Annotated in this window: 24 protein-coding genes; 12 read left to right on the plus strand and 12 right to left on the minus strand. The window is 64.6% G+C overall.

Translation table 11 applies throughout. The features are described from left to right. Positions 1-12 precede the first annotated feature (12 nt). Both N5B55_RS12000 and N5B55_RS12005 read left to right on the plus strand, forming a co-directional pair. Entirely contained in the window at positions 13-945 is a 933-nt protein-coding gene (locus N5B55_RS12000) for a DMT family transporter (protein ID WP_304538283.1), read from the plus strand. Positions 946-1443: 498 nt separating this feature from the next. Beyond that, entirely contained in the window at positions 1444-2754 is a 1311-nt protein-coding gene (locus N5B55_RS12005; protein WP_012762728.1) for a HipA N-terminal domain-containing protein, read from the plus strand. A gap of 30 nt (positions 2755-2784) precedes the next feature. Here N5B55_RS12005 and N5B55_RS12010 read toward each other — a convergent pair whose 3' ends face one another. Beyond that, positions 2785-3060, minus strand: a complete 276-nt coding sequence (locus N5B55_RS12010) for a hypothetical protein (RefSeq protein WP_012762729.1) — start codon at positions 3058-3060, stop codon at positions 2785-2787. A 233-nt stretch (positions 3061-3293) separates the two neighbouring features. On the opposite strand from N5B55_RS12010, the gene N5B55_RS12015 reads away from it, so the two are divergent. Beyond that, positions 3294-4706 (plus strand): M20 family metallopeptidase, encoded by a 1413-nt coding sequence (locus tag N5B55_RS12015; RefSeq protein ID WP_304538284.1) that lies wholly within the window; start codon positions 3294-3296, stop codon positions 4704-4706. Positions 4707-4780: 74 nt separating this feature from the next. Then, positions 4781-5596, plus strand: coding sequence for a transporter substrate-binding domain-containing protein (locus N5B55_RS12020; RefSeq protein WP_065859761.1), 816 nt, complete (start codon positions 4781-4783; stop codon positions 5594-5596). A gap of 193 nt (positions 5597-5789) precedes the next feature. On the opposite strand, the gene N5B55_RS12025 is transcribed toward N5B55_RS12020, so the two are convergent. Next, positions 5790-6596: a hypothetical protein gene (locus N5B55_RS12025; protein ID WP_304538285.1), complete on the minus strand. Its 807-nt coding sequence runs from the start codon at positions 6594-6596 to the stop codon at positions 5790-5792. Positions 6597-7005: 409 nt separating this feature from the next. Between N5B55_RS12025 and N5B55_RS12030 the strand changes: the two genes are divergently transcribed. From N5B55_RS12030 to N5B55_RS12050, 5 genes are all read left to right on the plus strand, one after another. Next, positions 7006-7278: a hypothetical protein gene (locus tag N5B55_RS12030; protein ID WP_304538286.1), complete on the plus strand. Its 273-nt coding sequence runs from the start codon at positions 7006-7008 to the stop codon at positions 7276-7278. Between the two features lie 279 nt (positions 7279-7557). Beyond that, positions 7558-8766: an HD-GYP domain-containing protein gene (locus N5B55_RS12035; RefSeq protein ID WP_304538287.1), complete on the plus strand. Its 1209-nt coding sequence runs from the start codon at positions 7558-7560 to the stop codon at positions 8764-8766. Beyond that, positions 8748-10304: an ABC transporter permease/substrate-binding protein gene (locus N5B55_RS12040; RefSeq protein WP_304538288.1), complete on the plus strand. Its 1557-nt coding sequence runs from the start codon at positions 8748-8750 to the stop codon at positions 10302-10304. The genes N5B55_RS12035 and N5B55_RS12040 overlap by 19 nt, the downstream gene beginning before the upstream one ends. Before the next feature lie 68 nt (positions 10305-10372). Next, complete coding sequence (locus N5B55_RS12045; RefSeq protein ID WP_178960584.1) at positions 10373-11140, plus strand: sulfite exporter TauE/SafE family protein; 768 nt, start codon at positions 10373-10375, stop codon at positions 11138-11140. Between the two features lie 167 nt (positions 11141-11307). Then, positions 11308-11751 (plus strand): hypothetical protein, encoded by a 444-nt coding sequence (locus tag N5B55_RS12050; RefSeq protein ID WP_304538289.1) that lies wholly within the window; start codon positions 11308-11310, stop codon positions 11749-11751. A gap of 68 nt (positions 11752-11819) precedes the next feature. Here N5B55_RS12050 and N5B55_RS12055 read toward each other — a convergent pair whose 3' ends face one another. Continuing rightward, the gene (locus N5B55_RS12055) at positions 11820-13220 is read right to left on the minus strand and encodes a GntP family permease (protein WP_304538290.1); all 1401 of its coding nucleotides are present in this window, start codon (positions 13218-13220) and stop codon (positions 11820-11822) included. Positions 13221-13383: 163 nt separating this feature from the next. Then, positions 13384-13716: a hypothetical protein gene (locus N5B55_RS12060; RefSeq protein WP_173004181.1), complete on the minus strand. Its 333-nt coding sequence runs from the start codon at positions 13714-13716 to the stop codon at positions 13384-13386. 180 nt (positions 13717-13896) lie between these two features. On the opposite strand from N5B55_RS12060, the gene N5B55_RS12065 reads away from it, so the two are divergent. Continuing rightward, positions 13897-15228 carry an MFS transporter gene (locus tag N5B55_RS12065; protein WP_304538291.1) on the plus strand — a complete coding sequence of 444 codons (1332 nt, stop codon included), beginning with the start codon at positions 13897-13899 and terminating at the stop codon, positions 15226-15228. A gap of 49 nt (positions 15229-15277) precedes the next feature. On the opposite strand, the gene N5B55_RS12070 is transcribed toward N5B55_RS12065, so the two are convergent. Next, positions 15278-16030 carry an oxidoreductase gene (locus N5B55_RS12070; RefSeq protein ID WP_304538292.1) on the minus strand — a complete coding sequence of 251 codons (753 nt, stop codon included), beginning with the start codon at positions 16028-16030 and terminating at the stop codon, positions 15278-15280. A 311-nt stretch (positions 16031-16341) separates the two neighbouring features. Here N5B55_RS12070 and N5B55_RS12075 point away from each other — a divergent pair, with 311 nt between their 5' ends. After that, positions 16342-16626 carry an HU family DNA-binding protein gene (locus N5B55_RS12075; protein ID WP_003272088.1) on the plus strand — a complete coding sequence of 95 codons (285 nt, stop codon included), beginning with the start codon at positions 16342-16344 and terminating at the stop codon, positions 16624-16626. Between the two features lie 96 nt (positions 16627-16722). Here the strand turns inward: N5B55_RS12075 and N5B55_RS12080 are convergent, their stop codons facing one another. From N5B55_RS12080 to N5B55_RS12110, 7 genes are all read right to left on the minus strand, one after another. Next, entirely contained in the window at positions 16723-17301 is a 579-nt protein-coding gene (locus N5B55_RS12080) for a HutD/Ves family protein (protein ID WP_304538293.1), read from the minus strand. Beyond that, positions 17298-18245: a formimidoylglutamase gene (hutG, locus tag N5B55_RS12085; protein WP_116575498.1), complete on the minus strand. Its 948-nt coding sequence runs from the start codon at positions 18243-18245 to the stop codon at positions 17298-17300. Before hutG ends, N5B55_RS12080 begins: the two co-directional genes overlap by 4 nt. Beyond that, positions 18242-19042, minus strand: coding sequence for an amino acid ABC transporter ATP-binding protein (locus N5B55_RS12090; RefSeq protein ID WP_012762741.1), 801 nt, complete (start codon positions 19040-19042; stop codon positions 18242-18244). Before N5B55_RS12090 ends, hutG begins: the two co-directional genes overlap by 4 nt. Next, complete coding sequence (locus tag N5B55_RS12095) at positions 19039-19707, minus strand: amino acid ABC transporter permease (protein WP_147213372.1); 669 nt, start codon at positions 19705-19707, stop codon at positions 19039-19041. The genes N5B55_RS12090 and N5B55_RS12095 overlap by 4 nt, the downstream gene beginning before the upstream one ends. 18 nt (positions 19708-19725) lie before the next feature. Beyond that, complete coding sequence (locus N5B55_RS12100; protein WP_304538294.1) at positions 19726-20490, minus strand: glutamine ABC transporter substrate-binding protein; 765 nt, start codon at positions 20488-20490, stop codon at positions 19726-19728. Positions 20491-20552: 62 nt separating this feature from the next. After that, the gene (locus tag N5B55_RS12105; protein ID WP_178960590.1) at positions 20553-21323 is read right to left on the minus strand and encodes an IclR family transcriptional regulator; all 771 of its coding nucleotides are present in this window, start codon (positions 21321-21323) and stop codon (positions 20553-20555) included. Positions 21324-21446: 123 nt separating this feature from the next. Continuing rightward, the gene (locus N5B55_RS12110; RefSeq protein WP_304538295.1) at positions 21447-21944 is read right to left on the minus strand and encodes a hypothetical protein; all 498 of its coding nucleotides are present in this window, start codon (positions 21942-21944) and stop codon (positions 21447-21449) included. Between the two features lie 249 nt (positions 21945-22193). Here N5B55_RS12110 and N5B55_RS12115 point away from each other — a divergent pair, with 249 nt between their 5' ends. Continuing rightward, positions 22194-22736 carry an ester cyclase gene (locus N5B55_RS12115; RefSeq protein ID WP_304538296.1) on the plus strand — a complete coding sequence of 181 codons (543 nt, stop codon included), beginning with the start codon at positions 22194-22196 and terminating at the stop codon, positions 22734-22736. Positions 22737-22818: the final 82 nt, after the last annotated feature.

Consider the following 22818-nt stretch of genomic DNA (forward strand, 5'->3'; position numbering starts at 1 on the left):
AACGAGACCCCCATGCGCCGCTCCGATGTGCTTGAACTCCTCACCCTCGCTGCCCTGTGGGGCGGCTCTTTCCTGTTCATGCGCGTTGCCGCGCCGCCCTTCGGACCGGTTGCATTGATCGCGTTGCGGGTGGCCATCGCCTCGTGCTTCCTCGTCCCGACGCTGGCCTTGCGCGGCGGCATGGGCGCGCTGCGCACGCACTGGCCGCATCTGCTGGCGGTGGGCGTGCTGAATTCGGCCATCCCGTTCTGCCTGTTTGCCTATGCCGAACTGACACTCACGGCGGGGTTCACCTCGGTGCTCAACGCCGCGGCCCCGCTGTTTGCGGCCATCGTCGCCTTCACCTGGCTGGCTGAGCGGATGTCGTCGCTGCGCGTGCTGGGATTGGCGATCGGCTTTGTCGGCGTGATCGTGCTGGTCGGCGGGTCGTCTGTCATCGACGCAAAACAGGGCGGCGTGGCCGTGGCGGCGGCGCTGGCCGCCACCGTGCTGTATGGCGTCGCCAGCAGCTACACCAAGCGTTTCCTGACCGGCGTGCCGCCGCTGGCCGTGGCGACCGGCAGCCAATTGGCCGCCGCCATCGTACTTGCACCGCTGGCCTACTGGCTGTGGCCGGCGCAAACGCCCACCGGCGGCGTGTGGCTGCACGTCATCGCCCTGGGTATTGCATGCACGGGCGTCGCCTACATCCTCTTCTTCCGCCTTGTTGCGCATGTGGGCCCGACGCGCGCGGTGTCGGTCACTTTCCTGATCCCGGTATTCGGTGTGCTGTGGGGCATCCTGTTCCTGGGCGAGCAACTGACGTTGAACATGGTGATTGGCTGCGCCGTGATCCTGCTGGGGACGTCGCTGTCGACCGGCGTGTTCGCACCCGGCAAAAAAGCAGCTGCAAATGGCACCACCCCAGCAAGCGATAAAGATTCGCTCTTGCGTTCGGGCCGCTGAATGGCCAATGAGCGCACCGGCTGTCCGGGGCGCAATAGCTTGCTCAAAGTCCACTTGAAGCCGACGCTTAATTGCTCGGCTAAATTCATGGGCAATGCCGTTATTTCCTCTCCCCCTCGCGCATTGCGACGGACTTAATTCCACCATTTGTAATGAATGCCACGCCAGTGCCATCGCTCTGAAATTTATTCAATGGCCTGGGCATTGACTCCGCAGCGAGTATTAAAAAATCTGCAAAACTGAAGTAGATACCTGAAACATCGACCAATGCGCACTCGATCTTAGCAATCCGATAATCCGATTTGAGAAAATTGCATCATCGAAATCGGATATCTCCGCGCGATGCGAAGATTTTCTTTGTTATGCTCGCCCTCGGTCGATGAGGGGCGTGCAAGGGAATGGCGCATTGACTGCAAAACCGCCAAATTCCCGATTGCCGGCGGGTTCTCCGCTGCACAGCCGACTACGCACGCTCCATCAAATACGTTGGATACGCGCATGCTGGACGTCTACCTGAACAAGCATCTGATCGGTCAGCTATCGTGCGGCCGCAGCGGTTGGGCGTTCGAATACGATGCACGCTGGCAGACTTCTTCGCAGGGCTTCGATCTGAGCCCGCACCTGCCGCGGGGCGCCGGCATGATCGCCGACACGGCAAAAGCCCAGCCGGTACGCCACTTCTTTGAATACCTGCTGCCGGAAGCGGCGCGCAGCACGCCCAAGGCGGCGGCCGCGGCGCTAGAACATCTCGCACAAGCAGCGCCGCATCTGGATGGCCCGCTGGCCCTGGTGCCCAGCGGACTCAAGCCATGCAGCGGCCGCGCCGACGGGCTGTCCGAACGCGATCTGGTGCTGCAGTTCCAGCAAACCGTTGGGCGCCCGCCCCGCAGCACGCCGCTGCGCGCGGCGGAACCTCGCGCACGCTACGGCACCGATACCGCAGAAGCTGCGGAAGAAATCAGCCTCCCTTTCCTGGCCTCGAATGGCCTGCCCGTGTCGATGTGGCTGGGCCGGTTTTCCGCGCCTGCCAATGCCGCGCAGTCGAGCCATTTCGTGCGGTTGGACTTTGGCGAAGGCGCGCACCTTCCGTACGCGACCATCAATCACTGCTGGGCCACGCTCTTGGGCCGCAGCATCGGGCTGGACACGCCGTTCATCGGCCTGCGTCAGTTTCCGGAAACCGCCGCCGTGGTGCAACGCCTCGATCGCACCTTGCGCTGCAAGAGCGACGACACCGCGCTGGTGCAGGCCCGCTATGTCGTCTCGGCGGTGCAGTTGCTGGGGCTCTCGCCCAAGTATCGCTTCCTGCCGATCACCGTCGAGCAGGTCGCGCAATGCGCCAGTCTGTGCGCGGACCCGGCTTCCGCGACGGCCGCGCTGTTCCGTTGGATGGTGTTTTGCCTGTTGATCGGCGGACGCAACGCCTCGGCTGGCACGCTGCATTTCCACATCGGTGCGGACGGCATCCGCCTGGCGGCGCACGATCACCTGTTCTGTGCGGCGGTCTACGCCAACGAATGGAATGCCGATGAACTCTCGCCGGACGCGCAAGCCCGCTATGAGGCCATCGACCAAGACGCGCTGCTCGCCCTGGCCGATCACCTCGGCTACGACGCCAGCCAGGCGCGCCGCGAGCTGCTGCGTCTGATCAGCATGCTGGCGCCGCAGTCGTCATTCGTGGCGACACATCTCTCGCAGGCGTTGGGACATTCACCGACGCGCGCAGCGGAGATCGACTTCCTCGCGCGCATCCACCGCCATGTGTCCGAGACGGCACGGCGACTGGGCGGCAAGACGGCGGAAGTCTGACGCTGAAACGCGCGGCCACCACAGGGGTGCTTAAAGCGCCGCCAGACTCACCGAGCCGTAGCGGGCGTAACCGTGCGCTGCCAGCGTATCCATGGCCTCGGCTTCGGCGCGGGCAAATGTCAGCGCAAGCGTATCGGGGCTTCCGGCGCCGCTAGCAAAGGCCTGGTACGCCGCGAATGCCTCGCGCGGTGGCACGCCACTGCGCTCGAGCACCCGCTGCGCGGCTTCCAGCGCCGCACGAATCGCCGTCTCCCCGGGCGGGGCATCGCGAAACGCTAGCTGTAGACAGGACGTCGTCGGATTCATCCGCGTTTCGATGTTCGATTCACTGGAACAGCACACCTGACCCAGTCTAGGAAAGCGCCTATCGAGTGCCAAGCGTGACGCTCATCCCTGAGCGCGCGTTTCCGTGCGTCGTCTGGTTCGCAAGGGTCGAATTGGGGATGCCCCCGGTGCACATGCTCTGAATCACGTTGCATAATCGAATCGATTGACCAAGCAACGACTTTGGCGGCGCCACCACAACGACAGGAGACAACATGATCACGCCACCCATCCGTTTGAAACGTACTGCGCTCGCCTGGCTGCTGGCCGGTGCTGCCTTGCCGGCATTCGCACAGATTCCGTTCAGCCCCGGCGGTGCATCGTCCGCGCCAGCACAGGTTGCACCCGCTGCGGGCGGGATCGACGTGGCGCAGATCAAGCCTGCGGTGGACGCGGCGGTCAATGCCGAATATGGGCAGCTCGACCTGCTCTACAAAGACATCCACGCGCACCCGGAACTGGCGTTTCAGGAAACGCGCACCGCTGCCAAGCTGGCCGAGCAGATGCGCAAGATCGGCTTTGACGTGACGGAGCATGTCGGCAAGACCGGCGTGGTGGCGGTCTATCGCAACGGGGCCGGCCCGACGATCCTGGTGCGCACCGAACTCGATGCGCTGCCGATGGAAGAGAAAACCGGCCTGCCCTACGCGAGCCACGTCCACACAAAATGGCGCGGCGAAGACGTGGGCGTCGCGCATAGCTGCGGGCACGACCTGCACATGGCGTCGTGGGTGGGCACGGCGAAGACGCTGGTGTCGCTCAAGGATCGCTGGCACGGGACGCTCGTGTTCGTCGCACAGCCTGCCGAAGAAACCGTATCGGGCGCACAGAGCATGATCGACGACGGCTTCTTCAAGCGCTTCCCCAAGCCCGACTATGCGTTTGCGCTGCACACGGGCCCGGGGCCGTACGGTTCGATCGTCTTCAACAGCGGCCCGATCACGTCGAACTCCGACGGGTTGGAAATTACGTTCAAAGGTCGTGGCGGGCACGGCTCCGCGCCTGACAAGACCATTGACCCGGTGATGATGGCGGCGCGCTTCGTGGTCGACCTGCAAAGCGTGATCAGCCGCGAGAAGGATCCGCAGGAATTTGGCGTGGTGAGCATCGGCGCCATCCAGGGCGGCAGCGCTGAGAACATCATCCCGGACAGCGTGCTGCTGCGCGGGACGATCCGTTCGTACAAGCCGGCGGTGCGCCAGAAGATGCTCGACGGTATCCGGCGCACGGCCAAGGCCGTCACCGAGATGTCGGGCGCGCCGGACGCCGATATCAAGATCACCGAAGGCGGCAAGGCGGTCAACAACGACCCGACCGTGGTCGCGCGCACCGAGGCGATGTTCAAGACCGCCTTCGGCAACGACCGCGTGCTGCGCGTGCCGCCCATCACGGCCAGCGAAGATTTCTCGGCGTTTGTTGACGCGGGCATCCCGTCAATGTTCTTCTTCATCGGCGTGAACGATCCGCAGACATTCTTCGCCTCGCTCAAGCCGGGTGCCAAGCCGCTGCCGACCAATCATTCTCCGCTGTTCGCACCGGTGCCCGAACCGTCCATCAAGACCGGCGTGACGGCGATGTCGCTGGCAGTGCTCAATGCACTGCAATGGAACAAGGCGTCGGGCCAGTAAGTCGGCGTTGAGATGGGCGCGGCCCGCCTGGTCACCGGGCGGCCGCGCCTTTTGATTTTTCAGGAGGGGATTCCATGTTCCACCGTTTCATCCGCACCAGCAGCGCCCTGCTGCTGTGCGCCTGTGCCGCGGCTCCCGCACTGTCGCAAACCGCGCCAGCCACCAACCGTCTCGACGAAATCATCGCGCGCGGTACGCTCCGCGTCGGCACCACCGGCGACTACAAGCCGTTCACTTACAAGAATCCTGCCGATGGCCGCTTTATCGGCCTGGATGTCGAGATGGGCGAACGTCTGGCCAAGGCACTCGGCGTGAAGCTGGACATCGTTCCAACCACGTGGTCGACGCTGATGCAGGACTTTGCGGCTGACCGCTACGACATCGCCATGAGCGGGGTGTCGGTCACGCTGGAGCGGCAGAAGAAGGCGTTCTATTCGATTCCGTATCAACGCGACGGCAAGACGCCGATCACGCGTTGCGAGAACCAGTCGAAATATCAGACGCTGGCGCAGATCGATCAGCCGAACGTGCGTGCCGTGGTCAACCCGGGCGGCACGAACGAGAAATTCGCGCGCGAACATCTGAAGCAGGCGCAGATTCGCGTGTATCCGGACAACGTGACCATCTTCAACGAGATCGTCGCCGGCCGCGCAGACCTGATGATGACTGACGCAGTCGAAACCAAGCTGCAGCAGAAGCTGCACCCGGAGTTGTGTGCCGTGCACCCGGAAGCGCCATTCGATTTTTCGGAGAAGGCCTACCTGCTGCCCCGCGACGTCGTGTTCAAGAACTTCGTCGACCAATGGCTGCGGCAGACGACCGAGAGCGGTGAATTCGCCAAGCGCTTTGATGCGTGGCTGGCGTATCCGTGGAATACACCGGCCAAGTAAGCGGCCTGAGCAGCGCTATGCGCGTGCGGTGTGGCGCCCTCGCCGCACAGCCCGTCAGCAGCCGAGGCACACGCCATTCAGCTGCGCGCCGTGGGGCCAGACCGTGCCAGACCAGACCGGCCCGCTCCTCACATTCACCGCCGTGGCGATCAGCGGACTGGTCCTGGCCGCCATGCTGGCGAAGCTGGCAAGCTCAGTGAAGACTGGTCCGATCGCCGTGTTGCAGAGCCAGCGCATCGCGCAGCAGTGCGTCGGTCATGTCACGCCCCAGGAGCGCCGGGTCGAAGCGCGCAGAAAAGCGCGTCGAGCATGACTCGACTTGCAGCACGACCTGGCCCGGCGGCAGCAGTTCAATGTCGACGTGGATGACCTCGTCGTCTTCGGTAAAGGAATGCAGCAGCGTCAGCGCACGGTAGCCATCGGCGCGCTCTACGGCGGCCTCCGTCCAGGACGGCGCGAGTAGCGCACAGTTGACCAGCGTTTCGGGCTCGTCGGGGCGATACAGGTGCAGCCCCATCATCGTCGAAGCGGCATCGGCCACGCTGGACCATTCGGCCGCCGGAATCAGGTCACCCAGCAGGCGGATGTCGTCGACAGCCGCATCGGTCTGCACAAAGGCGGCACCCAGGAAGAACGCGGTCTCGTCGCGGAAACCACCCGCCACTGTGTTGCGCCACAGGCGGTGGCTGCTCTTGCTGCCCAGCGCCACTTGCGCCAGCACTTTGGCCGCGCGTGCGCCGTCGGCGCCCGACCACTGCTCCACCGCGCCATGCGAGAACAGGCGATCGGCCATCACAAGGTTCACGCCTTCGAGTAGCACGCGCTCTTTCAGCCAGTTTGCAAGCACGTGCACACCGCTGAACGGCATGTCCGGACGCCCGATCGCATGCGCGCGCACGCGTCCGTTTTCCGGCACGTGGAACGGCATGGCAAACAGCCTCGCCTGATAAGCGACGCCGTCAATCACAAAACGGGCGATGGAAGCGGTGGTGATGGACATGGTGACCTTCCTGCTGCAAGGGGCGGAAAACGCCGCCCGTACCTGCATCAACGACCATCCACGCCGAATGTTTAGCCGCCGCAAGGGGGGCTGACGGCAGGGGAATCCCCAAGGCTGTAACGCGACGCAACAATCCGCGCACATGAAGACAGGAATTTTTTGCCGCCGCCGTCGTCAGACCTTCGCATTAAGGGTTATCCCGCATGCCACATTCCCGTGTCAATTCAATGACTTATGTGCAAATTGCGGTGCTCGAACGGTCACAATTGTTCGTGATTTTTGAACAAAGAGTTTAATAGAACTGCTTTTTTACTGTTCGAGCAACGACTAAGCTTATGCCATCGCGTTACCGCACCGCAGCGAAAACTGCCCTGCGGCAATGCTCACCCCCCCTGTTGTGGAGTCCATCATGAAGACCAAGAACCTGATTCTCGCCTCGCTGATCGCTGTTGCCGCTGTTCCGGCCTTCGCTGCCGGCGTGCAAAACAAGGACCCGTACACCAACGGCCAGGCCGTGACGAAGGCTGACCCGTATACCGATGGCGCCCGCAAGGCAGACGTCTACACCGACGGCGCCGTGCGCAAGGCTGACCCGTACACGGATGGCGCGCTGCGCAAGGCCGATCCGTACACCGAAGGCGCCCTGGTCGGCAAGGCTGACCCGTTCACCGACGGCCAATAAGTCGTAGATCGGCTGTCCGTATCACCCTGTATCTCTCTCCCTCCCCGATGCCGGAGCCCGCGTTGGCACCGGCACCGGCTTACTGAGGCGGCCTTTCCGGCCGCTTTTTTTTTTCGCCTACACTCGCAGACCTCACTTGGCGAGCCCGGACTTTTCCCCCTCAAGGCTGCGGCCGCCTGTCCGATAGAAGAGAATGCATTCGTTGGCGGGACGCCTTTACTTGGACCCGTTGCGCAAAAACGTGCCCTCCCCGCCACGGCCCGATCTCTGAACATCAACATGCGCAAGCGCATCGCTATCGAACACCTGCGGGTGGGCATGTACCTCGACGAATTCGTCGGCTCCTGGCTGGAACACCCGTTCTGGCGGGCCCGTTTTCGCGTGGAAGATGCCGCCCAACTGCAACGCCTGCGTGCCAGCGGCGTGCGCGAGGTGTGGATCGACACCACGCGCGGCACCGACGTGGCCGCCGCCAACGCGGCACCTCCGGCCCCCGAAATGCCGGTGCCACCGGCCTGCTCCGCCGACGCCCACATTGCGCCCCGCCCCATCACGCATGCGGAAGAAATGCGCCGTGCCGCCCGCCTCATCAGTAAGGCGGAGGTCGCCGTCCAGGCCATGTTTGCCGATGCTCGCATGGGCCGCACGATCGAAGCGCGCGATGCACTGCCATTGGTGGAAGCCATTTCAGGCTCCGTCGACCGCCACCCGAGCGCGCTGACCAGCCTGGTGCGCCTGAAAGCGAAAGATCGCTACACGTTCCTGCATTCGGTAGCCGTTTGCGCGCTCATGGTGTCGCTGGGCCGTCAGCTAGGGCTGTCGGATGACGAAGTCCGCGATGCGGGCCTCGCCGGCCTGTTGCATGACATCGGCAAGATCGCGATTCCGCCCGAGGTGTTGAACAAGCCCGGGGCACTGACCGACGCTGAATTCCGCCACGTGATCGTCCATCCGCAAGCGGGCCACGACATCCTGGCGGGCGACAGCAGCATGCGCGACATCGCGCTCGACGTGTGCCTGCACCACCACGAACGCATGGACGGCACCGGCTATCCGCACAAACTCGAGGGAGAAGGCATCTCGCTGTTCGCGCGAATGGGCGCCATCTGCGACGTCTATGACGCGGTCACGTCCGACCGCCCGTACAAGAAAGCGTGGGAAGCCGCCTACGCGGTGCAGCGCATGGTCGAATGGCGCGGCAACCATTTCGACCCGATGGTGTTCAACGCCTTCGTCAAGAGCGTGGGCATCTATCCGGTGGGTTCGCTCGTCCGGCTACGCTCGGGCCGGCTGGCGGTGGTCATGCAGCATGCACCGGGCGCCTTGCTCACGCCCACGGTCAAGGTATTCTTCTCGATATCGTCGGGCACGCGGGTTGCGCCCGAACTCATCGATCTGGCGCAGACTGGCGACCAGATCGTTTCCCGAGAAGAACCCCGCGACTGGGGCCTGACCGACCTCAACGAACTTTGGATACACGGCGACTGATCCGTCATCCCTTTCTCCGCCGCCTGCTGGCATGTCTTGCGCTGGGCTGGCTGGCGGGCAGCACATCGGCCATTGCCGAGCCCCCTCTGCGCATCGGCTCCAAGCGCTTCACGGAGTCGTACGTGTTGGGCGAAATCCTGACGCAGACCGCAACCCCGCGTGGCCCCGCCGAACACGTACCCGGCCTGGGCAACACCGCCATCGTCTTTGCCGCGCTCAAGAACGGCAGCATCGACGTCTATGCGGATTACCTCGGCACCATCGCCGCCGAAATCCTCCACTTGCCCGCCGAGCAGGCGGCCAATCCCAATCAAGCCGCGCTGCTGGCCGACGTCAACCGCGGCCTGGCGCCGATGGGCCTGGCGGCCGGCGTGCCGCTGGGCTTTGAAGACACCTACGCGCTGGCCATGCGTGACGCCGATGCCGAGCGCGAGCACATCCGCACGCTGGCCGACCTGGCCACACATCCGTCGCTGCGGCTTGGCCTGTCGCACGAATTTCTCGGCCGCGCCGATGGCTGGCCGCCGATTGTCGAACGCTACAAGCTGCCGCAACGCCCGACAGGCCTCGACCACGGCGTTGCCTATGACGCGCTGCGCGCCAGCCAGGTCGACGTGATCGACATCTACTCCACCGACGCGAAGATCCGCCGCGAACACCTGCGGGTGCTCGACGACCCCGCGCACGTCTTCCCGCGCTACGACGCTGTACTGCTTTACCGCGCCGACGTTGCGCAGCGGCATCCGGCGCAATGGCAGGCGATCAGCGCGCTGACCGGGCGCATCGGGCGCGACGACATGGTGGCGATGAACGCGGCGGTCGAACTCGAAGGCCAGTCGTTCTCGCAAGCTGCGCAGCAGTTTCTCGCCGGGCATGGCAACGCGCTGGCCGCGACACCGGCTCGCGCGTTCTTCGGCCGGCTGACGGACGGCCTGGGGCGGCTCACGCAGCGTCATCTGATGCTGGTGGGCATCTCGACCGGCGTTGCCGTGCTGCTCGGCGTGCCGCTGGGCCTCATGGCAGCGCGTCGCCGGATCAAGCAGCCAATCCTTGCCGTCGTGGGCGTATTGCAGACGATTCCGTCGCTCGCCTTGCTGGCGATGCTCATCCCGATCGTTGGGTCGATTGGCGTGGTGCCGGCGCTGATTGCGCTGGCGGTCTATGCGCTGCTGCCCATCGTGCGCAACACGATCGTCGGGCTGGAACAGGTGCCAGACGGCTTGCGCGATGCCGCGTTGGCGCTGGGGTTCACGCCCTCGCAACGCACGCGCGTGGTCGATCTTCCGCTGGCGCTGCCGGTCATCCTGGCTGGCGTCAAAACCGCCGCGGTCATCAGTGTGGGGACTGCGACCATCGCCGCGTTCATCGGCGCCGGCGGCTATGGCGAGCGCATCGCCACGGGGCTCGCCCTTAACGACAGCGCAACGCTGCTTGCCGGCGCCATTCCTGCCGCAGGGCTGGCGCTGCTCGTGCAGGCCGCGTTCGAGATGGCCGAATGGTGGCTGCGCCGAAGACGCGGCGACACCCCGCTCCGCTGACGAGCACGCGCGCGGGCGTTCCATTACCATCGCGGACATTCCAGCCGCCTTGCCCCCCGCCCCTGCTTATGACTACGCTTCCGTTTTCAACCGCCCTGCTCGTCGCGGCGGCCGGCGTTTATGCCGGCGCCCAGAATGCCCTCGCGGGCGGCGGATCGTTCATCACGTTCCCCGCATTGCTGCTGGCCGGGCTCAACCCGCTAGGCGCCAACATGACCTCGACGATCGCGCTGTTCCCCAGCCAGATCACCTCGTCGATCGCGGGGCGAAAACTGGCCGGCGGCGTCGATGCCGGCGAGCATCACCTGTCGCTGCGGCAGCTCATTGTCATCAGTCTGGTGGGCGGCGTGCTCGGCGCGTTGTTGCTGCTGGCAACGCCACCGTCGTTCTTCGCCAAGCTCGTGCCGTATCTCGTGCTGTTTGCAACCAGCGTGTTTGCGTGGGGCAGCTTTCGCCGCAAACCGCTGCATGCGGCATCGGGCATGTCGACCACCGCGCTCGCAACCGCCCAATTTGCGATTGCCATTTACGGCGGCTACTTCGGCGGCGGAATCGGCTTCCTGATGCTCGCCGCGCTCACGGTGGCCGGCCAGCAGGTGCGCATGGCGGGCGCGACCAAGAACGTGCTCGCCATGACGATGAATGCATCGGCCGTGGCGGTGTTTGCGTTCTCCCCGCAGGTCAACTGGGCTGCCGTGGTGGCGCTGGGCATCGGGGGCATCGCAGGCGGATTCGCCGGTGCGTGGCTGCTGCACCGGCTGCCGGAAAAAGTGCTGCGCGGCTTCGTGGTCATCGTCGGGGTCATCCTGACGGTCTGGCTCTTCATGCGCGCTTGAATGCAGCATCCGCTGGCGGCTTGACAGCGTTTGTCCGACAGGCGGTTCAGTCTGCGCCGACTGTCCGTCGGGTTAACGCTTCCCTATTGTGACGTTCTGGATGCACCTCGTGGCACGCGGCATGCGTGCCCTGAAGTCGACCCTGTTTCACAACAAGGAGAACGAGCATGCAAGCACACAAGATGTCGAGTCTGGCCGCCGCAATCGCCGTGGCCGCCTGTGCGTGGATCGGCGCGGCGCCCGCGCAGGCCCAGCAGAAGGATCACAGCGCAGTGACGGGCGTCGACAGCCCGATGGAGGGCCCGCGCACCCAGGTACAGCGCAATGCCGATGCCGCTGCCAACCCCGGCTATCACAACACCGCGACCGGCGCACAGCCGGAAGCCACGCCCGGCACGCTCAAGCAGAAAGTCCACCGCGCGCACGTGAAGACCGACAAGTGGGTCGACAAGCACGTCACGCACCGTCACGGCAAGGGCTCGTCGGCGGCGGAGTCATCGTCGGACCGCGCATTCTGGTCGCGCCGCGCCAACCAGTGCGACTCGCTGGTGGGGGAAGCCCAGCGGGTCTGCCGAGAGCGTCGCTCGGACACCGCGGGCAGCGGTCAATAAACGCACCCTGCCCATGAAAAAAAGCCGACGTTTGCGCGTCGGCTTTTTTCATTGCGGCGGCGTCTGCGTCAGACGATGCCGGTGGCGTAGAACACGGCAATCACGAAGAACACTGCCAGCGTCTTTATGATCGTCACGCAGAACACATCGCGATACGCCTCGCGGTGCGTCAGGCCCGTCACAGCCAGCAGCGTGATCACGGCGCCATTGTGCGGCAGCGTGTCCATGCCACCCGAGGCCATCGCCGCCACACGATGCAGCACCTCCATCGGAATGCCTGTCGCCTGCGCGGCCTGCACAAACTGGTCGGCCATGGCCGCCAGTGCAATGCTCATGCCGCCCGATGCGGAACCGGTGATGCCGGCAAGGGTGCTCACCGTCACCGCTTCATTGACGAGCGGATTCGGAATCGCGCGGAGGCCATCGGCCAGCACCAGGAAACCCGGCAGCGCGGCGATCACGCCACCAAAACCGTATTCCGAAGCGGTGTTCATCGCGGCCAGCAAGGCGCCCGACACGGCCGCCTTGCTGCCGTCCGCAAAGCGGCCCTTCACGGCGCGAAAGCCAAATACGAGCACCACGATGATGCCGATCAACAGCGCCGCTTCCACGGCCCAGATCGCGGTCAGCTTGTCCGCTTCAACGGTCAGCGGCTTGGGCAGTCCGGGCAACGCAACGGTCACGACCTTGCCGTACCACGTCGGAATCCAGCGCGTGAACAGCAGGTTCATCACGCCCACCAGCACCAGCGGCGACAGCGCGACGAGCGGGTGCGCCAGCGTGCCGGTCTCGGCCGTTTCGGGCTCGTTCACCAGCTTGGTCAGGCCGTGGTCATAGCCCTGGCCATTGCGCAGTGCCACGCGGCGGCGCCATTCCAGATACGACATGCCCACCACGATGATGAACAGCGCACCGATGGTACCCAGCCACGGCGCGGCCCAAGAGGTGGTGTGGAAGAACGTGGTCGGGATGATGTTTTGAATCTGGGGCGTGCCCGGCAGCGAATCCATCGTGAACGAGAACGCGCCCAGCGCGATCGTGCCCGGGATGAGGCGCTTGGGGATGTTGCCCTGGCGGAACATTTCCGCTGCAAACGGGTACACGGCGAACACCACCACGAACAGCGACACGCCGCCGTACGTCAGCAGCGCACACACCAGCACGATGGAGAGCATCGCCCGCTTGGCCCCCACCACGCGGATGACCGATGCAACGATGGAGCGCGAAAACCCCGACAGCTCGATCACCTTGCCGAAGACAGCACCGAGCAGGAACACCGGGAAATACAGTTTGACGAAGCCGACCATCTTCTCCATGAAGATGCCGGAGAACACCGGCGCCACAGCCGATGGATCAGTCAGCAGCACCGCGGCCAGGGCAGCCAGCGGTGCAAACAGGATGACGCTGTATCCGCGATACGCGGCGAACATTAGAAATGCCAGCGCAGCCAGCACAATGATGACGGACATCGACAATCTCCTCGCATGCTTTTCTTTTTAAGAGCGAAGGATTGTATGTCGCGATGCAACAGATTCCGTTACGCAATCACGCGTATTGAACTGGCGGCGGAACTGACGTTCGCGTGCGCCCGACGGGCGTCCTCGTCACGTTGAAACAGGCCGACATGACCGATCAGTGGTGATGTCCCCACCCGCCGCGACCGCCCCATCCGCGCCCACCCCAGCCGCGATGGCAGCCCCAGCAGCCGCCTCCGCCAATCCAAACGCTGCCGAACACAGGCGCTGGATAAACCGGCGCGGGGTAATAGGCCGGCCCGTAGTAGTAATAAGGATCGTACGGATACGCTGCCACCGGTGCAGGCGCCACAGCGGCAGGCGCGATCGGGTTGCCATAAGCGTCGTAATACGGCGCGACCACACAGCCGCCCAGCAGGACGACCGCGCATGCGACCACCACGCCCGGCAGGATGGCGGCGCGACGGCCTGGTTGCGATGTCGGGGTCATCATGTGCTCCGTTGGATGCATGTGGATATGCGTTCGACAGTGTTTGGCCGCCTCAATTCCAAGGACTTCGCATGCCGCAGCACCGGATCGCTGCCGGATCACTTACCATGACCGCTTCGCCGCCCGGGCTGGGGAGAGATCGAGGCAGGCGATGTCCATAAAACACTGGAGGACACATCCATGCAAGCCACGGCAGCGCCCACCCAGGGCGATCGGGCACCGGCACCGGCCATCTCTGCGGCCACCCGACGCAAGGCCATCATCGCCGCCACGATCGGCAACGGCCTCGAATGGTTCGACTTTACGGTCTACAGCTTCTTCGCCGTCATCATCGCCAAGCTGTTCTTCCCCACCGGCAACGACTTCACCTCGTTCATGCTGACGGTCGCCACGTTTGGCGTGGGATTCTTCATGCGCCCGGTGGGCGCCGTCGTTCTAGGCATCTACGCCGACCGCGTCGGCCGCAAGGCTGCGCTCACGCTCACCATCATGCTGATGGCGATCGGCACGGCCATCATCGGCCTTGCGCCGACGTACGCGCAAATCGGTATTGGCGCGCCCATCCTGATCGTGATCGCGCGGCTCATCCAGGGCTTCTCTGCTGGCGGTGAAGTCGGGGGCGCCACGGCCTTCCTGATCGAGTATTCACCAGACGAACGGCGCGGCTACTTCGCAAGCTGGCAGCAGGCGAGCCAAGGCATCTCGTTCATTCTCGGTGCCGCCATGGGCGCGATCGTCACGAACGGCCTGTCGCCGGAGCAGATCGATGCATGGGGCTGGCGCATTCCATTCCTGTTCGGCCTGCTGATCGGCCCGGTCGGCATGTACATCCGCTCGCACCTGCACGAGCCGCCCGCCTTTGAAGCGCAGAAGGCAAAGGCCGCGAAAGAGTCGCGCCTGGCACCGCTGTCGCAAGTGCTGCGCGATCATCCGCGCGAGGTGCTAGGCGGCCTGGGCGTGACGATTCTCTGGACCGTCTGCACGTACACGCTGGTGTTCTACATGCCGACGTATGCGAAGCAACAGCTGGGTCTGCCGCTAGGCGCGACATTCCAGTCGACAGCGCTGTGCGGCGCGATCATCTTCGTGCTGTGCCCGCTCATGGGCACCCTGTCCGACCGCATCGGGCGCAAGCGCATGCTGGGCACGGTGGCGCTGATCATCGCAGCGGCAGCGTATCCGCTCTTCCACTGGCTCAACGTCCACCCGACGGTGCAGACACTGCTGCAGGTGCAGGTGATCCTGGGTGTGTTGCTGGCGGCGTTCACGGGCCCGGCGCCGGCCGTGCTGGCCGAGCAGTTTCCGACGGCGGTGCGCTCCACCGGCCTGTCGATTTCATACAACCTGGCGGTCACCATCTTCGGTGGTTTCGCCCCGTTGATCGTGACGTGGCTGATTGCCAGTTCGGGCAGCAAGCTCGCACCGTCGTACTACGTGATGGCCGCGGCGATCATCAGCGTGCTTGCGCTGTCGCTGATGCACGACCGCACGGGCAAGCCGATCGAAAAGTAATGGCGTGAAATAGACGCAGACGACACAAGAGTGAACAACGGCCGGTGGATCATCCCACCGGCCGTTCGTCTTTTGCGCCGAGCAACGCCGCGTTTTCCAGCACCCGCACACCGGGCGCATCCACGCGCGCTGCCGTGACGAGCGCCGCCGCCACCGATTCCGCCGACACCGGCCGCCACGTCCGGGGCACCATCCATCCGATTGCGCGCGACAGGGCTTGCGCAATGCGCTCGCCGAGGCGAAATTCCGTGCGCGCGCCGAGCAGCAGCGAGGGCCGGACCACCGTCACCGAAGGAAAGCCGATCGCCAGGATTTCAGCCTCCACTTCGCCCTTGCAGCGGTTGTAGAAAACGCGCGAGCGCGCGTCGGCGCCCAACGCGCTCACCAGCAGAAAATGATGCGCGCCGGCAGCAAATGCGCGCCGCGCCAGATCAACCGGATACTCGACATCAACGCGCCGGAATGCTGCCTGGGAACCGGCCTGGCGGATGGTCGTGCCGAGCGCGCAGATGACGATGTCGGCGGCAAACGCAGACTGGATTTCCAGGGCATCCAGGCGATCGAAATCGACCACGCATTCGCGCAATCGACCCGGCGCGGCCTGCCCTGGTGTCAAGGCCCCGCGTCGGCGTACAAGGGCGGTCACGCTGCCTGCCCACGGCTGCGCGACCAGCCGACGCACTACCGCACGGCCCACCAGTCCGTTGGCGCCGGCCACCAGAACGGACGGTCCGCGCGGTTGCTCAGGCGCTTCGCCACCCGCCGCGAAGCCTTGTCCGACAGGCATTTGCGCACTCGACATGATGTTCTCCATGAAGTTGGCACTGGCCCAGAAACACAGTGTACGGCGTCTGGAGAGCCGGTTGGCTGCCATGCCGCTTGCGCGGTTTCGGTGCGCTCCTCGCGTGAAGAACGCTGGCGGAAATGCAAACAAACGGCGTCGATATCAGGTGTTTCCCGGATGCCTTCCCGCAAACCCATACGGGGCAAGTGTCGGCTGCAAGCAACGGCCCGCAAACCCTTGCAGTTAGGGGATGTGCAACCCTTCACAACGGTGATATAAAACGGGTCGCAGTACAACGCTGTCCAACAAACCTGAAGTGGGGAACTGACATGACGACCAAATCCGAACTCGTAGCCGCCATTGCGAAAGACGCTGAACTGAGCAACGCCGCCGCTGAGCGCGCGCTGAACTCCGCGCTGGAAAACATCAAGAAGACCGTCGCCAAGGGCGGCACCATCACGCTGGTTGGCTTCGGTTCGTTCTCGTCGGGCAAGCGTGCTGCACGCACCGGCCGCAACCCGCGCACCGGCGAAGCCATCAAGATCCCGGCAACCAAGACCGTGAAGTTCACGGCTGGCAAGGGCTTCAAGGACGCCGTGAACAAGAAGAAGTAAGAGTCTTCTGCCGAGCCCCGGCATGCGTGCCGGGCCGGGAGACTTGCAAGGGACCCTACGGGGTCCCTTTTCTTTTGTGCGTTTGATCTGGCAACGTCAGCCAACCGGCCACAAAGCCACCAGATAACCGACCGAACCGACACGCGCGATAACCGTATCCGGATCGCCCTCTGCATCGAGCCATGCAGCAGCCCCCTGCGGTACGTCGTCGGCGCCGATCGACAACACGCCGTGCACGCAATACACCAGCCATTGCATGCCCGCATGCAAGCGCGGCAGTGAACGACGCTCGCCGGCCGCAAGAGCGATGGCCTCGGCACGATGCGCCCAGGCGTCGCGCCGCGTCATCACGTTGAAATCCGACAGCGGTGCATCCAGCGTGGCATGCACATCGGCTTCACCGGGAAAGCGTGCGGGGGCCTCGCCGGGCGCGAGCGTCACGGCTTCGGCGTCGGCGCGGTGCATCGTCAGCCGGCCACCCGCGATCACCGCCAACGAGCGGTCAATGCCGGCAAAACGCGAGAACGGCCCCGCCGCATCCACCTGCGCAGTGCTCACGCGCCAGTCGAAATGGTCGAGCGTGGCGCCAGCCGGCGCGATGGCGATTTCAGTCGTGACACCGCCGCCGTTCTTCCACGGCATGCGGCGCATTGCATTTGCAGGGATCAGTTTCATGAGCGGCGCAACAAGTGATACGCCAGGCGCGCCGCAACGCGCACGGTGCGGCGATCCTGATCGTATTCGGGATTGGTCTCGGCGATGTCTGCCACGCGCACCTTGCCGGTGGCGCAAACGTGCTGCACGAGGGCCTCGAGCACCGGAAGCGTGATGCCGTACGCTGCGGGCGCGGACACGCCGGGCGCCACGGCGGCGGCCAGCACATCCATGTCGATGGTCAGGTAGACGTGATCGGCATCAGCCAGCCATGCATCGAGATCGGCCATGCGCGCATCGAGGTGCCGCTCCTGCATGTCGGTATCTTCCACGTAGTGCGCGTGCAGCGCGTCGGCGCGGTCGAACAGCGCGGGCGTGTTCGACAGGCGGCTGACACCGAGGCAGCAATACGTCAGGTCGATACCGTGCGCGGCGCAGTCTTCGGCGATCTGGTCGAACGGCGTGCCGGAGTTCCCGGGGCGACTCGTGCGCAGGTCGAAATGCGCATCGAAATTGACGACCGCGAGGCGCCCGCCCCAACCTTGTTTCTGCCAATGCTGACGCAGTCCTTGGTACGTGCCGAAAGCCACCTCGTGACCGCCCCCGAGCAACACTGGCCGCGCGCCCGCATCGAGCAATTCGCACACGCATTCCGCAAGTGCGGTTTGCGCGCGTTCCAGATCACCGTCGTCACATGTGACATCGCCCGCATCGGCGAGCGCGGAAAGACCATGTGCAGGTACGTTGGCCAACGCACGGCGGATTTCACGCGGGCCCTGTGCCGCACCGGCCCGGCCGTGGTTGCGAACGACGCCCGCATCGCACGCAAACCCCAGCAGCGCGGGCACGCCGGACAACGTCGTCGCATCGGCCGACTGCACGATCTGGAACAGGCGCGTCACGTCACCGCGCTCGCCGGTGTCGTCACGCCCCTGCCAGACGGAGGCATCGAACATCGTCCTCATGCGCGTGTCAGCACCGCTTGCAGGAACGAACGCGTGCGCGCTTCCTTGGGCTCGCCGAAGATGACCGACGGCGGCCCGGCTTCGACGATGCCGCCGCCGTCCATCACCACCACCACGTCGGCCACTTCGCGTGCAAAGCCCATCTCGTGCGTGACCACGAGCATCGTCATGCCTTCCTTGGCGAGCACCTTCATCACCTGAAGCACTTCGCCAACCAGTTCTGGGTCAAGCGCGGAGGTCGGTTCGTCGAACAGCATCACCTTGGGCCGCATCGCCAGCGCACGCGCAATGGCCACGCGCTGCTTCTGTCCGCCCGACAGACTCGCGGGCATGGCGTCGGCCTTGTGTGCCAAGCCCACTTTCTGCAGCAGCTCGCGCGCTTCCGTCTCTGCTTCGTGCTTCGACTTGCCGCTCAGCATGCGCGGGCCAACGGTGACGTTGTGCAGCACCGAAAGATGCGGAAACAGGTTGAACGACTGGAACACCATGCCGACCTGCTGGCGCAACTGGTTCAGCTCGCCATCGGGCAATACCGTGCCGTTGTCGATCAGGCGCTTGCCGCAGATGTCGATGGTGCCGCCTTCGGCTGTTTCCAGCCCGTTGCAGCAGCGCAGGAACGTGCTCTTGCCAGAGCCGCTGGGGCCGATGACGACGACCACCTGCGACGCGTCAACTTCAAAGTCGATGCCCTTGAGCACGGTGTGATCGCCATACGATTTGGTGAGCCCGCGGATCTCGATCATGGGAACATCCAGCGCGGATTTGAGCGTTTGCGGGTTCGCATTCGTCATGTTCATTGCACCATGCCTCCCGCACGGATGTTGCGCTCAAGCCGGTGCAGCAGATAGCTGGCGGCGCTGGTCAGCACCAGGTACACCAGCGCAATCGCCAGATACACCTCCAGCGAGCGATACGACACGCTGATGATCTTCTGCCCTTCGTGCATCAGGTCGTGAATCGTGAGCAGCGACACCAGCGCCGAGTTCTTGATCAGCGCGATGAACTCGTTACCAAGCGGCGGGATCATCCGCACCACGGCCTGCGGCAGGATGATCGCGCGCATCGACTGCGCCGACGACATGCCGATCGAGCGCGCTGCCTCCATCTGCCCGCGATCCACCGACTGGATCGCGCCGCGCACGATTTCCGACACATACGCGCCCGAATACACGCCCAGCCCCAGCACGCCGCACACAAACGCCGGCAGCAGGATGTCGAACTGCGGCAGCCCGAAGAACAGCAGGAAAAGTTGCACCAGCAGCGGCGTGCCACGGATGAACGTCACGTACACCGTACAGATGCCGTAGATGAATCGGCGGCGCGGGTTCAACCGCCCGATGCCGATCAGCAAGCCGAGCACGCAGCCGAGCACCAGCGCGGCGGCCGTCACCTCGACCGTGACGAGCGCACCGCGCAGGATGTCCGTCCAACCGGCCCAGACAGGAGAGAAATCCAGTTCCATCAGCGTGCCCGTCGGTCGTTACTTGGCAGCGGCGCCAAACCACTTCTTGACGATCTGGTCGTACGTGCCGTCGGCCTTGATCTTCTCCAGCGCGGCGTTCAGCGCCTTGGTCAGCTCGGGCTGATCGCGACGCACGGCGATGCCGTATTCCTCGGTAGTCAGCGCGGGCTCAACCAGGCGCAGGCCCGGACGCGCCTTGACGTAGTACGCGGCGGCGGGGCGGCCTGTGACGGCGGCATCGGCGCGGCCGATTTCGACGAGGTTGAACATCTGCTCGTTCTTTTCGACTTCCACGCGCTCGACCTTCGGATAGTTTTCCTTCAGGTAGTTGACCGACTTGGTTCCGACCTGCACGCTGACCTTCTTGCCGTTCAGATCCGCCGGCGTCTTGATGACCGTGTTGCCTTGCTTGACCATCGCGACCAGGCCGCCGTGGTAGTACGGCACCGTAAAGTCCACCACCTTCTTGCGCTCTTCCGTGATGTAGATGCCCGAGATGGCCACGTCAAAGCGGCGCGAGATCAGGCCCGGCACGAGGCCCTTGAAGTCGATGTCCGTCCATTCGACCGGACGGCCCATGGTGCGGGCCAGCGCTTCGATCAGGTCCACATCAAAGCCGGTGCGCTTGCCGTTTTCGACAAACTCCATCGGCGCGAACGTGGCATCGGTGGCGACGCGCAGCGGCTCCCCAGCAGCGTGCGCAGCGGTTGCGAAAGACGCCGCAGCGGACAACGCCACGGCACAAGCCAGCATCGAATGCATGAAATGACGACGATTCCCCATGAGTGGTCTCCTTGTGTGATGCATGTGGGGTGAAAGAAAAACGAAGCGCAAAATTTGAAAATTCAAAGGTCCTGCAGCCGTGCGGAAATGGACGCCGCCGCTGCAACGGTCATGTCGATCAGGCGCTGCTCCTTGCCGCGCACGCGCGTTGCTGGCGCCATCAACGTAATGGAGCCGAGCGCGTGGCCGGGCAGCCGGAACACCGGCACGCTCACGCCCCAGACGCCGGGGTCGACCTCGCCTTCGGACAGCGCATAGCCCGCGGCGCGAATGTCGGAGAGTTCAGCTTGCAGTTGCGCCTGGGTGTCGGCATCGATGGCCAGCAGATCGGCGAGGATGGCGCGCGCCGCAGCGGGCGGCATGAACGCGAGCAATGACTTGGCAGAGGCGCCGGCCAGCAGCGGCACACCGCGCCCTTTCTCGAACGAGCAGCGCAGCGACTGCTGGCTCTCGACCATCTCCAGGCAGACGGCTTGGTCCTTTACGGCCACGACCAGCCCCACCGATTCGCCCGACTCGGCCACGAGTTTGGCCATACCAATGCGCGCTTCCTGCACCAGATGCGAAGCGTGGTCGAAACCGAGTGCGAGCTGCAGGCTGATCGGGCCCGGGGCATAGGTGCCGGCCGATTCCAGCACGAAGCCCCAGCGCTTGAGCATCGCCACCTGGCGGTACAGCGTGCTTTGCGGCAGGCCGGTCAGTTCGACCAGCTCACGCGCCGCGACCGGGCGGCCGTGGCGCGCGATGGTGGCGAGCACCATCAGCACGCGGTCCGATCCGCTCGTGGCGGCAGCGGATAGTGCTGGCGAAGGGCCCAAGCCCGGCTCGGTCATCGCGATACTCCGTCGAGTGATGTTGCGACGGAGAATGCGACGATTTTCTCAATCCATCAACGCGACATTCCCATCGAACGGGAATGCATCGCGAATTCGGTATTTACACCTAGGACGCATGAGTCACATTCCGGCGCCCTCGTCCAGGCGCGCTTCCAGAAACGCGACCACGGCGTGGGCGGATGCCTCGTTGCGGCATGTCGTCAGCGCGGCGTACAGCGGTGCGGCCAGGCCGTTGAGAAAGTCGATGGGCGCGTCCGGACCTTCGGCGAGATAGCGCTGCAAAGCCGAGAAGGCGCCGGCCTGGCTCAGGCGCCAGTCGGCAATCGAGGCCTGCCGCACGTGGCGCGGCGCAGCCGGCACCGGCTTGGGCGGCTGGGGCGCGGTCTTGATGGGCGCGTGGCTTGCGACATAGCCGTCGGCCATCAGGCGCGCGAGGTCTTCGGCGCGATCTTCAATGTCGGGGCCGGCGCTGCTCAACTGCGCCAGGATGTCCGCGGCGCAGCGCTCGCCATTGACCAGTAGCAGGATTGCCCGCTGCCGATGCGTGACGTGCCCGCTGCGCGCTTGCAGTTCCTGCGTGCCGCGCTCGGTGCGCGACAGGATATGGCTCAGATCCACCGTCCCCTCCCTTGTTTTTTGCATCTGTTCGAAGAGAGGCCAGTCTAGAAAAACCCGGCGCTACGCGGACCATTAGAACGCCGTGTGGGGGTAGATACCGACTATCACGTGCGCGGCATTGCGTGCGGGCGAGGGGCATGGCCATCGACCGTCAAATGTGAATTGAAACCAGATCGACTCACGAGACCTTTATCGTCTGCGATTGGAAATCTACAGTGCAGCGCATTGCCACCCCAACGGAGTTTCACCATGTTCATCCGCCCCGCCCTGCTTGCCGCCGCCGTGATGACGCTGCCCGCTGCCCTCGCCATCGCGCCTGCCGTTGCGGCAACGTCCGATGCCGATCTGATCCGCCCGGACCACGTCGCCGCAGGGGACACGCCGCAGGCCGCGGCTGCCGTGCTCGCTGCGCGCCGCTACGCCACCTTCTGGCATACCGGCGATGCGCGCTATGCCACGGAAGCGCTGTCGCCTGCGTTTGTCGACCGCACACTGCCCGCCGGGCGCGTGCAGGGCACGCAAGGCCCACTCGATGCGTCCAAGGCGTTCCGCACGGCCGTGCCGGACATGCGCGTGGAGATCGAAGACATGGTCGTCGCAGGTGACCGTGTCTCGGTTCACCTGCGCTTTCGCGGACACTTCACCGGCGAGTTCGGCCGCACGCACGGGCAGAACCAGCCGATCGACTTCCAGGCTTTCGACCTGTACCGCATCGCCGACGGCAAGATCGCCGAAAACTGGCACCTTGAAGACAACCAGACGCTGCTGCGGCAGATGGGCCTTCAACCGTAATCCACACGGCTTCATTAACGCCCATTAACAGCCCTGCTCCCTGCGCCCGCTATGCTTCGGCCCAGCTTGCAAACCGCTGATG

Origin of the sequence: Ralstonia pickettii (assembly GCF_030582395.1) — a bacterium.
GTDB classification, from domain to species: Bacteria; Pseudomonadota; Gammaproteobacteria; order Burkholderiales; family Burkholderiaceae; genus Ralstonia; species Ralstonia pickettii_D.

Coding starts and splice junctions, on each gene's coding strand:
- N5B55_RS12000 (WP_304538283.1), top strand. CDS start 13: ATGCGCCGCTCCGATGTGCTTGAACTCCTCACCCTCGCTGCCCTGTGG.
- N5B55_RS12005 (WP_012762728.1), top strand. CDS start 1,444: ATGCTGGACGTCTACCTGAACAAGCATCTGATCGGTCAGCTATCGTGC.
- N5B55_RS12010 (WP_012762729.1), bottom strand. CDS start 3,060: ATGAATCCGACGACGTCCTGTCTACAGCTAGCGTTTCGCGATGCCCCG.
- N5B55_RS12015 (WP_304538284.1), top strand. CDS start 3,294: ATGATCACGCCACCCATCCGTTTGAAACGTACTGCGCTCGCCTGGCTG.
- N5B55_RS12020 (WP_065859761.1), top strand. CDS start 4,781: ATGTTCCACCGTTTCATCCGCACCAGCAGCGCCCTGCTGCTGTGCGCC.
- N5B55_RS12025 (WP_304538285.1), bottom strand. CDS start 6,596: ATGTCCATCACCACCGCTTCCATCGCCCGTTTTGTGATTGACGGCGTC.
- N5B55_RS12030 (WP_304538286.1), top strand. CDS start 7,006: ATGAAGACCAAGAACCTGATTCTCGCCTCGCTGATCGCTGTTGCCGCT.
- N5B55_RS12035 (WP_304538287.1), top strand. CDS start 7,558: ATGCGCAAGCGCATCGCTATCGAACACCTGCGGGTGGGCATGTACCTC.
- N5B55_RS12045 (WP_178960584.1), top strand. CDS start 10,373: ATGACTACGCTTCCGTTTTCAACCGCCCTGCTCGTCGCGGCGGCCGGC.
- N5B55_RS12050 (WP_304538289.1), top strand. CDS start 11,308: ATGCAAGCACACAAGATGTCGAGTCTGGCCGCCGCAATCGCCGTGGCC.
- N5B55_RS12055 (WP_304538290.1), bottom strand. CDS start 13,220: ATGTCCGTCATCATTGTGCTGGCTGCGCTGGCATTTCTAATGTTCGCC.
- N5B55_RS12060 (WP_173004181.1), bottom strand. CDS start 13,716: ATGACCCCGACATCGCAACCAGGCCGTCGCGCCGCCATCCTGCCGGGC.
- N5B55_RS12065 (WP_304538291.1), top strand. CDS start 13,897: ATGCAAGCCACGGCAGCGCCCACCCAGGGCGATCGGGCACCGGCACCG.
- N5B55_RS12070 (WP_304538292.1), bottom strand. CDS start 16,030: ATGTCGAGTGCGCAAATGCCTGTCGGACAAGGCTTCGCGGCGGGTGGC.
- N5B55_RS12075 (WP_003272088.1), top strand. CDS start 16,342: ATGACGACCAAATCCGAACTCGTAGCCGCCATTGCGAAAGACGCTGAA.
- N5B55_RS12080 (WP_304538293.1), bottom strand. CDS start 17,301: ATGAAACTGATCCCTGCAAATGCAATGCGCCGCATGCCGTGGAAGAAC.
- hutG (WP_116575498.1), bottom strand. CDS start 18,245: ATGAGGACGATGTTCGATGCCTCCGTCTGGCAGGGGCGTGACGACACC.
- N5B55_RS12090 (WP_012762741.1), bottom strand. CDS start 19,042: ATGAACATGACGAATGCGAACCCGCAAACGCTCAAATCCGCGCTGGAT.
- N5B55_RS12095 (WP_147213372.1), bottom strand. CDS start 19,707: ATGGAACTGGATTTCTCTCCTGTCTGGGCCGGTTGGACGGACATCCTG.
- N5B55_RS12100 (WP_304538294.1), bottom strand. CDS start 20,490: ATGGGGAATCGTCGTCATTTCATGCATTCGATGCTGGCTTGTGCCGTG.
- N5B55_RS12105 (WP_178960590.1), bottom strand. CDS start 21,323: ATGACCGAGCCGGGCTTGGGCCCTTCGCCAGCACTATCCGCTGCCGCC.
- N5B55_RS12115 (WP_304538296.1), top strand. CDS start 22,194: ATGTTCATCCGCCCCGCCCTGCTTGCCGCCGCCGTGATGACGCTGCCC.